We start from the raw sequence: 14,446 nt of genomic DNA on the forward strand, positions 1-14,446 counted from the left end.
GATAACAATATACAGTCTACTTTTTGAAGGAGGTGAATTTTCGTGGCAGTTCGTATTCGTCTGAAACGTATGGGTGCACATAAAGCTCCTTTCTATCGCGTCGTGGTATCTGATTCTCGTTCCCCGCGTGACGGTCGTTTTATCGAAGAAATCGGTTACTACAACCCAATCACAGTACCAGCGGTTGTAAAAATTGATGAAGATAAAGCGCTGAAATGGTTGCAAGATGGTGCACAAGCATCCGACACAGTCCGTAACTTGCTTAGCAAAGCGGGCGTAATGAAAAAGTTTCATGAGTCTAAACTACAGAAATAAGGTGCTGATACGGAGGGTCAACCATGGAAGAATTAGTGATAATCATTGCTAAGGCTTTAGTCGATCATCCGGAAGATGTAACCGTGAAGACCTTGGAGAAGGATCGGCTTGTTGTATATGAGCTTAGTGTACATCCTGAGGATGTAGGCAAGATCATTGGTAAGCAGGGTCGTATCGCCAAGGCGCTTCGCACTGTGGTTGCATCAGCAGCCGTTAAGATGGATAAACGGGTTACCGTAGACATCATATCTTAAAGATATACGAAAGTGGGTTAGGATGTATGTCCTAACCCTTTTTCGTACATGATGAAGATGTATATGGAGCGGGACCGATTACAAGCAGGAGGAACACGATGCAACAATTGTTTAATGTCGGAAAAATTGTGAACACCCATGGAATTCGTGGGGAGCTAAAAATATTAACGACGACAGATTTTCCAGAGGATCGCTTTGCAAAAGGCAGTGAGCTTTTGATTGTTCCGGCTGAAGGTAAAGCACCGATCCCCGTAACTGTTGAAACAGCGCGTTTTCAAAAAAATATGGTTGTCGCTAAATTTAAGGAATATCACAATATTAATGAAGTTGAAAAATATAAAGGTACATTGTTGAAGGTATCTGCTGAGCGGTTAGGCGAATTGGAAGAAAATGAATTCTATTTTCATGAAGTAGTCGGCATGGAAGTGGTGACCGAGGACGGAAATGAGCTCGGCGTGGTCAAGGAAATTTTGACTCCGGGAGCCAATGACGTATGGGTAGTCAAAATGCCTAAAGGCAAGGAACTGCTATTGCCGTATATAGAAGATGTTATTTTGGATGTAAACGTGCGTGAAAAACGAGTTACGGTACGGTTAATGGAAGGTCTGCTGTAATGCGGGTGGATGTGCTGACCCTGTTTCCAGAGATGTTTGATGGAGTATTTAATGCAAGCATTCTGGGAAAAGCAAGGGATAAGGGAATTGTATCACTGCAAGCGGTTAATTTTCGTCAGTATGCCGGCAACAAACACGGACAAGTGGATGATACGCCCTATGGCGGTGGGGGTGGCATGGTTTTGAAGCCTGACCCTATTTTTGCTGCTGTGGAAGCGCTGTTGGATAAATCAGAGCAACCAACATTAGAGACTGCCGATGAAGTTAACCAACTTGAAGGGGTAGAACGTAACACAGACATAAAATCTCCGCGTATCATTTTGATGTGTCCACAAGGCGAGACTTTTACGCAAAAGAAAGCGGAAGAGCTGGCCAAAGAGGACCATCTTATTTTTATATGTGGGCATTACGAGGGTTATGATGAGCGTATTCGAGAGCACTTGGTGACGGATGAGCTTTCTATCGGAGATTATGTATTGACTGGTGGTGAGCTTCCAGCCATGACCGTCATTGACAGTGTGACACGATTGCTACCAGGAGTTCTGGGGAACGAAACGAGTGCGGTAACGGACTCGTTTAGTACGGGGCTGCTGGAGTACCCCCATTATACCCGGCCTGCGGAGTTTCGGGGCTGGAAAGTCCCCGATGTACTCCTGTCAGGGCATCACGTCAATATTGATTCTTGGAGACGACAAGAGGCGTTACGTCGCACGATGGAACGCCGACCGGATCTATTGGAACAAGCTGAACTGACAGGCAAGGAGCGCGTGTGGATTGAGGAGCAACGCAAAGCTGACTTTTTGGAAGACAAGCATTAAAACGCTTTAAACATGAGTGGATTTGAAAGCAGGCAGTGACCTGTTCTATAATAAAGTCAATTAAATAATGTTTGGTCAAATCCCTTTTTGTTGTTGCAATGCGGTATCCTCCATGATACAATACATCTGTTGTGTGTAATACGGTGGTCCTCTGTGGATGATGAAGGAAACGGTTGTGTTTCCAGAAGAAGCATGAACACCTGTACGGAAGGAGGGAGTCATAGATGAATATCGTCCAAGCGATCACTGAAGAACAACTGCGTAAAGATTTGCCTAACTTTCGTCCTGGTGACACTTTGAAAGTGCACGTGAAAGTTATTGAGGGAACTCGTGAGCGTATCCAGTTGTTTGAAGGTGTTGTAATTAAACGCCGTGGTGGTGGAATCAGTGAGACTTTTACAGTTCGTAAAATTTCTTACGGTGTAGGTGTGGAAAGAACTTTCCCGCTTCATTCCCCGAAAATCGATAAAATCGACGTGGCTCGCCGTGGTAAAGTGCGTCGTGCGAAGCTTTATTATCTTCGTGAACTGCGCGGTAAAGCAGCGAGAATTAAAGAAATTCGTCGTTAATACAACGAATAACGAAAGGGGCTTGGTTACAAGCTCCTTTCGTTTTTTCTACGTACATAGGGAACTGTGGATTATTGACCGTAAAGAGAGGACAGTGAGCTATGGAGCAAGAAGTAGGACAAGGAGCTGTACAGCAGCCAACTGATCAGGATGGTACGCCCAAGCGTAAACCAAAAAATGAGATTTTTGAGTGGCTCAAGGCCATCATTATTGCGTTAGTGCTTGTCTTTTTAATCCGCTGGCTTCTCTTTAAGCCGTTTATTGTGGATGGCCCGTCGATGCAGCCTAACTTTCATACCGGAGAACGCGTCATTGTGAATGAGATTTTGTATGATTTCCGTGCCCCTAGACCAGGCGAAGTGATCGTGTTTCATGTGCCGGAGGAAGGAAGAGACTTTATCAAACGCGTCATTGCCGTTGAAGGAGATACGGTCAAGGTAGAAGGTGACACAATTACAGTAAATGGCAAGCCGATTCAGGAATCTTACCTGAAAGCTCCTTTGGAAGAAGCGCATCAAAATGGCGAGCTTTACAACAAGTTTACAAATTTTCCAAATGAGAAGTTTAAGGATGGAAAAGTTCCGGCTGGGCATATTTTTGTAATGGGAGATAACCGTTCCAATAGTACAGACAGTCGGATGATCGGATATATTGATTTGAAAGAAGTCGTGGGTCGGGCTGACGTTATTTTCTGGCCGGCGAAAGATATGCAGTGGATTAACCACTAGAATAACTAATAAGCAGCATAGCTGCCGTAATCCTAACTAAGAGCCTAAGGGTAAAAGTTGGAGTTACGCACAATGGGGTGATGACGGTGACGATTCAATGGTTTCCTGGTCACATGACCAGAGCGCGCCGCCAAATTGAAGCAAAATTAAAGCTGATTGATTTGGTTATTGAGCTGATTGATGCTCGATTGCCGCTCTCCAGCCGAAATCCAATGATTGATGATATTTTGCAAGGCAAGCCGCGAATGATTATATTGAATAAAGCAGATTTGGCGGACCCCGTAGTATCACAGCAATGGATTGCCTACTTTAAGGAGCAGGGGCATGTGGCCTTACCAGTAGATGCCACAACTGGAACGGGGCTAAAAGAAATCCCGATTCAGGCTAAGCTGTTGCTTAAGGAAAAGATAGATCGGCAGATTCGGAAGGGAATGAACCCGCGTCCTATGCGTGGGTTGATTGTTGGTATTCCGAATGTCGGTAAATCGACACTGATCAACCGAATGGCGGGACGTAATATTGCAGCTACGGGTGACCGTCCAGGGGTAACGAAGGCACAGCAGTGGATCAAGATCGGTGAAATTGAATTGCTGGATACACCAGGTATTCTATGGCCTAAATTCGAGGATCAGAATGTAGGCTATCGTCTGGCTGTTACAGGTGCGATCAAGGAAGAAATTCTGAATGTCGAGGATATTGCTTTTTTTGCGACTAAATATTTGGTCCAGTACTATTGGGATGTAATGGCAGAGCGCTTTGAGCTCACCAAACGTCCTGAAGATACAGAAAATCCTGATGAAATTGTCAACGTCATGGAAGCGATCGGACGTAAACGCGGCTGTATTGTTAGCGGCGGACGTGTGGATCTTGAAAAGGCGTCAAAAATCATTTTGCGTGAGCTGCGTGCAGGGAAGCTGGGACGGTTCAGTCTGGAAGCTCCTTACTGATTCTACAGGTACACCGATACAGAACATAGCACTTTGTGGCAAGGAAGAACCTTCCCCATCTCTCCGGAGAGGAGGAAGGTTTTTTTGGTATTTGAAGGCAGTTTGAAAAGGGTTTTGGACGATGAAGGTCTGTGGTAAGCTGAATTCAATCGCTAGAGCTACGGCATGAATGACGCGTTAAACTACATATAGATGGGCAGGTATTGAATATGGAAGATAAAGAGATTGTAGTGAAGGACATGCTACATTATGAAAAAAAATGCTGGGAGCAGTCTTGTGAGCTGATTGCAGGAATTGACGAGGTAGGTCGCGGATGTCTGTTTGGTGATGTTGTGGCCGCAGCAGTCATTTTACCAGTGGGTGAGTTACTGGAAGGTGTGGATGATTCCAAAAAATTGACGGATAAGAAGAGAGAAGCGTACTACGAGCTGATTATGGAGAAGGCCATTGCTGTAGGAGTTGGCTATGTAGATGCGCAGACGATTGATGATATCAATATTAAGCAAGCAGCTCGTTTGGCTATGAAGCAGGCTATTGAGGCTTTACATGTGTCTCCTGATTATTTACTGGTGGATGCAGAAAAGGTAGATGTGCCTATTCCTCAGCTCTCTATTATTAAAGGAGATGCGAACAGTCAGTCTATTGCGGCGGCCTCTATCATCGCCAAGGTAACCCGTGATCAGCTGTGCAAAGGTGAATGGGATGCGAAGTATCCGGAATATGGGATCGGTATACATAAAGGTTACGCTACCAAGTTGCATAGGGAACAAATTTTGGCGCTAGGGCCTACAGAAATGCATAGACGCAGCTTTTTAGGCAATTTGTTGACCGAGCAACCGACGTTGTTTGATCTGTAGATACTTATTATGAATCAGGACAATACCGATATAAAGTATATCTAATATTACAGACCCTTTTGAGTAGGGGGAGAGTGAGAGGAGGGGCGATATGAACATCGGATCTGTATTCCGGGGATTACTTGGAGATGTGAAGGCGGGAGAGGCGAAAAAACTTGATATGCAGCCAGGTCAGGTCGTACGAGGAGTTGTGCTAAAGGTGTCTGAGGACGGCGGCGAGGCTGTGTTGCAAATACAAGGTTCTCAGGTCAGGGCAAAGCTGGAGACCCCTCTTCAACCTGGGCAGACTACAACGTTTCAGGTTCAACCGGCTTCCCCCAGCGGAATGACGGTGCTTAAACCTTTGAACGATGTGGCCAATACACCACAGCAAACCGTAGCGCTGACAGATGTATTGGAATCGGTGGGACTGCCGGATACAGCTCAGAACAGAGAGCTTATACAGGCAATGCAAAAGAATGGTGTGCCGTTGACATCTGAAAATGCGGCTTCTTTGCGAGAAGCTATGGCGAAGCAAAGTGGCAATGTACAGTTGGGAACATTTGTGCAGGCGGCGGCAGTTGCTTTTCAGCGGGGACTTCCATTGACGGCAGAAAGCATAAACGGATTGCGTCAAGCGATGTTTGGACCTCCTTTAAATGATCTGTTGTCTTCGCTGGAGCAAGAACTTGAAACGGTATTAAAACAGCAAGGACAGGGAATATCCACTGACCGTTCAGTAGGGGAATCAACAGCTATAAAGAGCGCTGAACGAATGTCTGCTAGTCCAACAGGTACTTCTTCCGTGGTGGTTGTAGATGGCGAGGAAGGCCACGCTCCTATATTGTCCAAGGATGCTTCTACCGCTGCAAAGCAGGCAGAAACAGGACAACAAGTCACAGGTGGCAAGGAATTGTTAAAAGGGACTCAGGCAGCCAATCTCGCTGCTACAGTAAGCGAAGCGAGTGTTTTGGCTACAGATTCGGATACTTCGGCGGGATCTACTGCATTTGCATCCAACGGGACTGCTTCAGAAGAACCGCAAGCAGTTAGCGGGCGAGGAGCGCCAGTGGTATTGGATGCTGGTGCCAATGCGTCTGAATCGGGCGCTGCTGATGCATTAAACGGCTCCCGCGTCAAAGCGGAGCAACAACAGCAAGCTACTGCGGCAGGTACGCAGCTTAAGGATGCCGATGGTGCTCCAACTCCGGCCACGGCAGAGCCTACGGGGACGAAGTCTGCCTTAAACGCAGTCATGGCAGACCGTCCTTCCGCACAGCAAGCCGCTGGCTCTACGCTACCATCCGCGGCGAACAACGTTACTGCGCCAGAGGCGCCGCTCCAGCGGCTGCGCCTCCTGCTGCAAGAGCTGCGTGCAGCCGTGCCACCCGAACTGAGCACGGCTGCACCAGACCAGTCCACGGGAGAGGTAGCGCAGCCGGCGGCTGGCGCCTCGCGGACTGCGGATGCCGCTGCTTCACAGCCTGCGGCATCCAGCCCGCAGCTCACCCCCACGGAGGATCCGTGGGTGGGCCGCGTACTGAAGCTGCTCGGTGCAGAGCATGAGCAGCAAGTGCACCGCGCGACTACACAGGTCGCGCAAGGGGCGACGGCACGTATGGAGTCGCCAGAGGGAATGCCCCAGACACTGCCGGGATTAGCGGCTACGTCAGGCGACACAGTGTCAGCAGACGCAGCCACCGTAAAAGGTGCGCTGCTCCAGCTGATGAGCAGTGACGACCTGCCGCCCGCTTTGAAAGAGGCGGCTCAGCAGGTTGTACAGCACCTGACAGGTCAGCAGTTGCTGCTCAATACAGACCGAACGGCGCCTTTTGCACAAGTACACATGTTTATACCGTTCGTTGGACCGGACGGTCGTGAAACAGCTACGATCCAGATTCAGTCTCGCCGCGGCAAACGGGGAGAACTGGACGCCTCCAACTGTCGTCTTTGGTTTGATTTGGACATGAAGGGGCTTGGACCGACCCTGGTAGATGTCCAGGTTGTAGATCGGATTGTAAGTGTCAAGCTCCATAATGATCATGAATGGGCGGCTTCGTTGTTAACCAGTGGGCGTGAGTCCATTCACACAGCGTTGGAGTCACTAGGATACCAACTTCTATCGCTTCGTACCGAGCCCATGCCCATAAGGACTGAACAGAACAGCCTCGTCTCTTCTGAAGTACAAAGCTATGTACCTCAGCCGTATAAAGGAGTCGATCTTAAAATATGAAAGAGCCGTTGGAGCCTCCTTCTCCTTCCATAAAGAAGGCGGTCGCCCTTAAATATACGCCTGGTGAGAGCGAAGCACCGATTGTCGTTGCCAAAGGGAGCGGCCGTATTGCGGATAGCATTTTAGAAAAAGCTAAAGAACATGGTGTTCCGGTACAGGAGGACGCTGCGCTGGTTGAAGTACTATCCAAACTTGATTTGGACGAACAAATCCCTGCTGAGCTCTATCAGTTGGTGGCAGAGGTGCTTACCTATATTTATCAAATGGATCGACTTGCATCAAGGGATGACTGGTGATGAGGAATGAGATGAAGGCTGGAGGCAAGGATCAACGGAAAGCCAAAGGAGCGATGGGCGAAGAGGCAGCGGCTTTGTTTTTAGAAAACTTGAGTTACCGTATCATAGAGCGTAATTGGCGATGCCGCAGTGGTGAAATAGATCTGATTGCCAAGCAGGAGCATACATTCGTGTTTATTGAGGTACGTAGTCGTAGTAGCTCCAAATATGGAACGCCAGCAGAATCAGTTACTACGCGTAAAATAGCCCAAGTTCGCCAAACAGCTGCTGTATATTTGCATATGAATGGGATTGGAGATGCTCCGATCCGCTTCGACATGATTTCTGTACAATTAACTGACGAAAAGGCAGTTGTTACGGACCATTTAATAGGTGCATTTTAAAAGAGTAAGAGCTTTCGCGAAGGTAAGAGTGCGGGACTGAATTCAAATGTGCAGGTTGACATGAAGGAAAGCTACAGGTATATTTTATTGAGAATAGTTATCATTTTCATCTTAAAATGAATAATCGAGAAGTTGTACCTGTGAAGGAGGATTTACGTGACAAAGCATACCTTTAGTGAACATGTCATAGATGTAATTCAGGAACGTCGAACGATTAAACGATTTAAATCCGACTCCATTCCGGTAGAAACGATCAAAGAACTGTTGGACGTCGCTGTGTGGGCTCCTAATCATAAAATGCGTGAGCCGTGGCGTTTTTTGTTGTTTGCTGGTGAAGGACGGAAAAGGCTTGCAAAAGCCATTGCAGCCGATATTGGTAAAGATAACAAGTTTGAAAGTGGAATTCTGCACAACCCGATTCAGCTTTTAGTGGTGATGGAAGAAGATCCGCGTCAAGCGGTTTGGGATGAGGATTTTGCAGCGGTCAGTGCGCTTGTACAAAACTTTATGCTTGCCGCATGGAGCAAAGAAATTGGAACGTTTTGGGTGACAAAGCCATTTTTGTATTCGCCTAAGTTCCGTGAGCACTTGGGAATTCAACCGGGTGAGAAGGTAATAGGAATGATATATGCAGGCTATCCTGACGTTATCCCAGAATCAAGGCCACGTACTCCGGCAGCCGATAAGCTGACCTTGTTTGACAAATAATCTTTCATTAGATAAACTTAGTCAAGAATTTTGAAAGCATGTTCAGAGCTAAAATTACGAACATTATATTTGCAATAAATGAAAATTTGGAAGCACCTTTTTTCATATAGGCAATGATTCCCGAGAGGGACATTTCAATATGAGGAGAGGTGCTTTTTTGATATGTATGGAAAATTACATGGAGCTTGTCTATATGGGATAGATGGCGTTCTGATCGAAGTTGAGACTGATTTGTCCAATGGCTTGCCTCAGACCGCAATTATCGGATTGCCGGATTCAGCGATTCGAGAGGCAGTAGAGCGTGTGAGAGCAGCAATCAAAAACTGCGGTTTCAAATATCCGTCCCAGCGTGTCACGATTAACTTAGCTCCTGCAGATTTGCGTAAGGAAGGCTCATCTTTTGATCTTGCTATCGCTTTAGGCTTGCTGACAACCAGCGGACAGGTTGTTTTACCAGTAGGGGAACGAACGCTGTTTATTGGCGAGCTGGCACTGGATGGCAGCATTCGTCCTGTAAATGGGGTGTTGTCTATGGTTGATCTGGCCAAGCGAGAAGGATTCGATTCCGTGCTGCTTCCTCAAGAAAACGCAAGCGAGGCTCGTCTAATTGCGGATATACGTATTTACGCTATACGCCATCTGGTGGATCTTATCCCGGTTAATGAGCATGCACAAGGCACCCCGGACGGCCAAGTGACCAATCAAAATTGTACTGCCAGTAAACAAGTTATAATCCATTCCTATGACCATTTATCCCAAGCAGAGCATATAGCGTTGTGCGAGCAAGAGGAACTAGCCAGTAATATGGAGGATTACAGCGATGTGCTGGGTCAGCTACACGCCAAACGTGCGTTAGTTATTGCTGCAGCAGGAATGCATAATATTTTGCTTATGGGGCCGCCGGGTGCTGGAAAAACGATGCTCATCCGCAGATTGTCCTCTATCCTGCCGCCTTTGACTGAAAAGGAGTCGCTAGAAGTGACCAAGGTATACAGCGCAGCAGGAAAATGGAAGGAGTCATCGCCCCATCTCATGCATGTTCGTCCCTTCCGTTCGCCTCATCATACGATCTCTGCTGCTGGATTGGTAGGCGGAGGAGGCATACCCAAACCAGGAGAAATCAGTCTTGCACACCGAGGGATTTTATTTCTGGATGAACTGCCTGAGTTTAGCCGTCATGTGCTAGAAGTGCTGCGGCAGCCTCTGGAAGACCACCATGTTACAATCAGTCGTTCACGTGCAGTGTTTAAGTATCCGGCGCATTTTTTACTTGCAGCTTCTTTGAATCCGTGTCACTGTGGCTTTTTCGGCAATAACACGGAACATCAACGCTGTACCTGTTCACCTGCAGCAGTCGCTCGATACCGCTCACGTATTTCCGGTCCATTGCTGGATCGAATTGATCTTCAGCTTGAGGTATCACAACCGAAGGATTGGCGGGAGGAAAAAGAATCACTGTCGTCTGCTGATATGAGAAAGCAGGTGTTGGCTGCTCGAGCAATACAAATCCGCAGATACAGCAAGCTTCCTTTTTCATGGAATAGTGAGCTGTCCGGTCAGCTGCTGCGTAAATATGCGGTATTAGAACAAAATGCAGCGGAGTTGCTTGACCAGACGATGGATGCACTTGGTTTAAGCATGCGTGCGTATGATCGAATTCTCAAGCTGTCCCGCACCATTGCAGACTTACATGAGTCAGAGAAAATTACGACTTCACATGTGGCTGAAGCTATTCAATACCGCCAGATGGATAGAGCAAATTCCAATTTTCCCGAAATGTAAAAAGGCGATAAAATTAGCAGATACAGCACGATCATTTTTATGAAAAAGTTTTTCCAAAGGATATGTATACGAGAGAAAACGGAAATAAGGACAAAAAAAAGCTCCAGGCAAAAAGACCTAGAGAAGCAAAAAAGATTATGACAATAGTGATTATACTATGAGTATATCAATTTCGTATATACGATTATGCATCATATCCCATGTTACTTGATGGAAAAACAACAAGCCCCTCGACCAATACGGTTCAGGGGCTTGTTGTGAAATTCATTCTAACTCTATGTTACAAAACGTTCAGCTTCACTTCAATATTACCGCGGGTAGCGCGGGAGTATGGACATTGTTCATGTGCGCCTTCCACCAGTTTTACCGCAGTTTCATGATCAACGCCTTTGACCAGAACGTCGAGGTTTACTCCGATTCCGAAGCCGCCGTCTTCGACTTTGCCAAAATGGACCGTAGCTGTGACTTCGGTACCTTCATGTTTAACACGTTGCATGCGAGCAACCATATTTAAGGCACTGTCAAAGCAAGCGGAATAGCCTGCTGCGAACAATTGTTCTGGGTTCGTACCTGCACCACCTGCACCGCCCATTTCTTTTGGAGTATCAATATCTAAACGAAGTTCGGGGGAAGAAGACTCGATATAACCGTTACGTCCACCAACCGCTTTTACTGTTGTTTCATACATTTTTTGTTGAATGGTCATCATAATCTAATCACGGCCTCTCGCTCAATTTATATTTTACACAATTTAATTTATCAAAATAATTATTGTTTGTAAAGTATTTTGTGCAATTAGCATGTATTTTATTATATAATGTGCTAAAATAATGACGAAAGTAGGTGATCAGACAGCATGGAAAACAATCCTATTGAAGGTACAGCGTTGAAACTTGATAATCAGTTATGCTTTGCCATATATGCATGCTCCAGAGAGATTACGAAGCTATACCAGCCTTATCTGGAAAAGCTCGGTGTGACGTACTCGCAATATTTGGTACTTATCGTGCTCTGGGAGCGTGAAGAGTGTACAGTGAAGGAATTAGGTGAGGCACTATATTTGGACTCCGGCACATTAACTCCGCTATTGAAGAGATTGCAGAACGCCGGGCTTATCGATCGAAAGCGTTCCACTCAGGATGAGCGTAAGGTGCTGATTTCTTTGACGACAGAGGGAAGCGCATTACGGGACAAAGCTCTGTCTGTACCTGGATGCATCCAGGAAAAAACAAGTATGACCCGTGATCAATTTGGGTCGCTTCTGCTCCAGTTCAATGATCTGCTCGATCGTGTTCATCAAGCGAATGTACAAATCGAAAAATCATAAGGTAATTTCAGTTGCTCTTGCGAATCTTACGGCATGAGTTAATCTTCACTGAAAAAAAATACTTAATCATGTTTGAAGAAAAAAGTGCCTCTTAATGCGGATTAGGTAATCCCATGTTGTAGAGGTGCTTTTTTTGTGTGAATTTGTATTATGTATAATATCCAATAATATCCAAACATTCGATTTTGGGAATGATAATGATATCAAAATACTGTAATTCATAAGGTTAAATTATAAGGAAAGCGTTTTAAAAACATGTTACAATGATGTAGGTTTAGTATAGATTTCCTTGTGAACCGCCCTTGTTGCAGTCATGTTGATAGGAGGATTCCAGAATGAATATCCATGAATATCAGGGTAAAGAAGTATTGAAACAGTACGGAGTGGCTGTACCGAACGGTAAGGTTGCCTATACGGTGGAGGAAGCCGTTGCTGCGGCAGAATCGCTTGGGAGCGCTGTTACGGTGGTAAAAGCACAAATTCATGCTGGTGGACGCGGTAAAGCGGGTGGCGTGAAAGTTGCCAAAGGTTTGGATGAGGTGCGGACTTTTGCTGCTGAAATTTTGGGTAAGGTGCTGGTGACGCATCAGACCGGACCTGAAGGTAAAGAGGTCAAACGCCTTTTGGTTGAGGAAGGCTGCGATATTCGTAAAGAATATTACGTCGGTGTTGTCGTAGATCGTGCGACTGGACGTATCGTAATGATGGCCTCAGAAGAAGGCGGTACGGAAATCGAAGAGGTGGCTGCAGCCACTCCGGAGAAGATTTTTAAAGCGGTTGTTGATCCAGCGATTGGGCTTCAGGTGTATCAGGCCCGTAAGTTGGCGTATGACATTAATATTCCTAATGAACTGGTAAACAAAGCAGTCAAGTTTATGCTGGCGCTATACGAAGCTTTTGTGGACAAGGACTGTTCGATTGCAGAAATCAATCCCTTAGTCGTTACGGGTGATGGGAATGTACTGGCGTTGGATGCCAAACTGAATTTTGATTCTAATGCGTTGTTCCGTCACAAGGATATTTTGGAATTGCGTGATTTGGATGAAGAGGATGAGAAGGAAATTGAGGCATCTAAATACGATCTAAGCTATATTGCTCTGGATGGAAATATTGGCTGTATGGTCAATGGTGCGGGTTTGGCGATGGCAACCATGGATATTATCAAATATTACGGTGGCGATCCGGCCAACTTCCTAGACGTGGGGGGCGGTGCGACGACGGAAAAGGTAACCGAAGCGTTCAAAATCATTTTGTCCGATCCGAAGGTAGAAGGTATTTTCGTGAACATTTTCGGCGGAATTATGCAGTGTGACATCATTGCGAACGGCGTCGTGGAGGCTGCCAAACAGTTGGGGCTGACTCGTCCGCTTGTTGTCCGTCTTGAAGGGACGAATGTTGGGCTCGGTAAACAGATTTTAGCGGAATCCGGTTTGAATATCGTGGCAGCCGATTCTATGGCGGATGGCGCCCAAAAAATCGTCGAACTTGTTCAATAGCCTGTTTGCATTCCGATATGCCGAATAAACGATAGGGGATGTGAAGATCGTGAGTATTTTGGTCGATAAGCATACAAAGGTGATTACACAGGGGATTACGGGAAAAACGGCGTTGTTTCATGCCAAGGGTGCACTTGATTACGGTACACAAATGGTAGGTGGCACCTCTCCAGGTAAGGGGGGCACCGAGGTAGAAATTACACTGGAGAACGGACAACAGGTCAAATTGCCAGTGTTTAACACAGTGAGCGAAGCCAAGGAAGCTACTGGCGCAACAGCGAGCGTGATTTACGTGCCACCGGCTTTTGCAGCAGATTCCATTTTGGAGGCTGTAGATGCGGATTTAGATCTCGTGATTTGTATCACGGAGGGCATTCCGGTGCTTGATATGATTAGGGTCAAACGTTTTATGGAAGGTAAAAAGACCGTTCTGATTGGCCCTAACTGTCCAGGTGTTATTACACCAGGAGAATGTAAAATCGGTATTATGCCAGGTTACATTCATCTACCAGGTCATGTAGGCGTTGTGTCACGTAGTGGCACTTTGACCTATGAAGCAGTGCATCAGTTAACGACCCGGGGTATAGGACAATCTTCCGCTGTTGGTATTGGCGGTGACCCCGTTAAAGGTTCGGAATTCATTGATATTTTGCAACGTTTCAATGAGGACCCCAACACTCACGCTGTCATTATGATTGGAGAAATTGGGGGTACAGCCGAGGAAGAGGCTGCTGAGTGGATCAAGGACAATATGACGAAGCCGGTGGTTGGTTTTATCGGCGGTGTGACTGCGCCTCCGGGTAAACGGATGGGGCATGCTGGTGCCATTATTTCTGGCGGAAAAGGAACGGCTAAAGAGAAAATCGCCACGCTTGAAGCCTGCGGGATCCAGGTGGCACCGACTCCTTCCGAAATGGGCTCGACACTGGTAAGTGTGCTGGAAGCACGTGGTATTTTGAATTTGTGCACGACACATTAAATCGTGTTCCTTCATTAATATACAGGCCATAAAACGCATCGAAATTTGCCGCAGGCTAGTGTATAATGAAAGAAAGGTAAGCAACCTTTTTATCTTCTGAAATAGGGGATGAAAAGGTTGCTTTTTTTGCGTTAAGACAGGCTTATCAGGGAAACGCTTGC

17 protein-coding genes are annotated in these 14,446 nt (G+C 46.4%); 16 read left to right on the forward strand and 1 reads right to left on the reverse strand.

Translation table 11 applies throughout. The annotated features are described in order from the left end of the window. Positions 1 to 42 precede the first annotated feature (42 nt). From rpsP to MLD56_RS09820, 13 genes are all read left to right on the forward strand, one after another. Positions 43 to 315: a 30S ribosomal protein S16 gene (gene rpsP / locus MLD56_RS09760; protein ID WP_013309862.1), complete on the forward strand. Its 273-nt coding sequence runs from the start codon at positions 43 to 45 to the stop codon at positions 313 to 315. A 23-nt stretch (positions 316 to 338) separates the two neighbouring features. Beyond that, entirely contained in the window at positions 339 to 569 is a 231-nt protein-coding gene (locus MLD56_RS09765; protein ID WP_013309863.1) for a KH domain-containing protein, read from the forward strand. A 98-nt stretch (positions 570 to 667) separates the two neighbouring features. Then, positions 668 to 1,183, forward strand: a complete 516-nt coding sequence (gene rimM / locus MLD56_RS09770) for a ribosome maturation factor RimM (protein WP_013309864.1) — start codon at positions 668 to 670, stop codon at positions 1,181 to 1,183. Continuing rightward, positions 1,183 to 2,001 (forward strand): tRNA (guanosine(37)-N1)-methyltransferase TrmD, encoded by an 819-nt coding sequence (gene trmD / locus MLD56_RS09775; protein ID WP_029514996.1) that lies wholly within the window; start codon positions 1,183 to 1,185, stop codon positions 1,999 to 2,001. The genes rimM and trmD overlap by 1 nt, the downstream gene beginning before the upstream one ends. 224 nt (positions 2,002 to 2,225) lie before the next feature. Continuing rightward, positions 2,226 to 2,570 carry a 50S ribosomal protein L19 gene (rplS, locus tag MLD56_RS09780; protein WP_010346403.1) on the forward strand — a complete coding sequence of 115 codons (345 nt, stop codon included), beginning with the start codon at positions 2,226 to 2,228 and terminating at the stop codon, positions 2,568 to 2,570. Positions 2,571 to 2,671: 101 nt separating this feature from the next. After that, on the forward strand, positions 2,672 to 3,298 hold the full coding sequence (gene lepB, locus MLD56_RS09785; RefSeq protein WP_029514995.1) for a signal peptidase I: 627 nt from the start codon (positions 2,672 to 2,674) through the stop codon (positions 3,296 to 3,298). Positions 3,299 to 3,384: 86 nt separating this feature from the next. After that, the gene (gene ylqF, locus MLD56_RS09790) at positions 3,385 to 4,245 is read left to right on the forward strand and encodes a ribosome biogenesis GTPase YlqF (RefSeq protein WP_029514994.1); all 861 of its coding nucleotides are present in this window, start codon (positions 3,385 to 3,387) and stop codon (positions 4,243 to 4,245) included. A gap of 209 nt (positions 4,246 to 4,454) precedes the next feature. After that, on the forward strand, positions 4,455 to 5,102 hold the full coding sequence (locus tag MLD56_RS09795; RefSeq protein WP_080658553.1) for a ribonuclease HII: 648 nt from the start codon (positions 4,455 to 4,457) through the stop codon (positions 5,100 to 5,102). 91 nt (positions 5,103 to 5,193) lie between these two features. Beyond that, the gene (locus tag MLD56_RS09800) at positions 5,194 to 7,314 is read left to right on the forward strand and encodes a prolipoprotein diacylglyceryl transferase (RefSeq protein ID WP_241113502.1); all 2,121 of its coding nucleotides are present in this window, start codon (positions 5,194 to 5,196) and stop codon (positions 7,312 to 7,314) included. Further along, on the forward strand, positions 7,311 to 7,610 hold the full coding sequence (locus MLD56_RS09805) for an EscU/YscU/HrcU family type III secretion system export apparatus switch protein (protein ID WP_023988176.1): 300 nt from the start codon (positions 7,311 to 7,313) through the stop codon (positions 7,608 to 7,610). Before MLD56_RS09800 ends, MLD56_RS09805 begins: the two co-directional genes overlap by 4 nt. Further along, positions 7,610 to 7,993: a YraN family protein gene (locus tag MLD56_RS09810; protein WP_029516978.1), complete on the forward strand. Its 384-nt coding sequence runs from the start codon at positions 7,610 to 7,612 to the stop codon at positions 7,991 to 7,993. Before MLD56_RS09805 ends, MLD56_RS09810 begins: the two co-directional genes overlap by 1 nt. A gap of 156 nt (positions 7,994 to 8,149) precedes the next feature. Continuing rightward, on the forward strand, positions 8,150 to 8,701 hold the full coding sequence (locus MLD56_RS09815; protein WP_029516979.1) for a nitroreductase family protein: 552 nt from the start codon (positions 8,150 to 8,152) through the stop codon (positions 8,699 to 8,701). A gap of 162 nt (positions 8,702 to 8,863) precedes the next feature. Then, positions 8,864 to 10,483 carry a YifB family Mg chelatase-like AAA ATPase gene (locus MLD56_RS09820; protein ID WP_029516980.1) on the forward strand — a complete coding sequence of 540 codons (1,620 nt, stop codon included), beginning with the start codon at positions 8,864 to 8,866 and terminating at the stop codon, positions 10,481 to 10,483. A 280-nt stretch (positions 10,484 to 10,763) separates the two neighbouring features. Here the strand turns inward: MLD56_RS09820 and MLD56_RS09825 are convergent, their stop codons facing one another. Then, a complete protein-coding gene (locus MLD56_RS09825) occupies positions 10,764 to 11,192 on the reverse strand; it encodes an organic hydroperoxide resistance protein (RefSeq protein ID WP_013309874.1) in 429 nt (142 codons plus the stop codon). A 147-nt stretch (positions 11,193 to 11,339) separates the two neighbouring features. On the opposite strand from MLD56_RS09825, the gene MLD56_RS09830 reads away from it, so the two are divergent. From MLD56_RS09830 to sucD, 3 genes are all read left to right on the forward strand, one after another. After that, a complete protein-coding gene (locus tag MLD56_RS09830) occupies positions 11,340 to 11,810 on the forward strand; it encodes a MarR family winged helix-turn-helix transcriptional regulator (protein WP_029516981.1) in 471 nt (156 codons plus the stop codon). Positions 11,811 to 12,145: 335 nt separating this feature from the next. Then, entirely contained in the window at positions 12,146 to 13,306 is a 1,161-nt protein-coding gene (gene sucC / locus MLD56_RS09835; protein WP_029516982.1) for an ADP-forming succinate--CoA ligase subunit beta, read from the forward strand. Between the two features lie 49 nt (positions 13,307 to 13,355). After that, complete coding sequence (gene sucD, locus MLD56_RS09840; RefSeq protein ID WP_029516983.1) at positions 13,356 to 14,285, forward strand: succinate--CoA ligase subunit alpha; 930 nt, start codon at positions 13,356 to 13,358, stop codon at positions 14,283 to 14,285. Positions 14,286 to 14,446: the final 161 nt, after the last annotated feature.

It is taken from the genome of Paenibacillus peoriae, assembly GCF_022531965.1.
Classification (GTDB): domain Bacteria; phylum Bacillota; class Bacilli; order Paenibacillales; family Paenibacillaceae; genus Paenibacillus; species Paenibacillus polymyxa_D.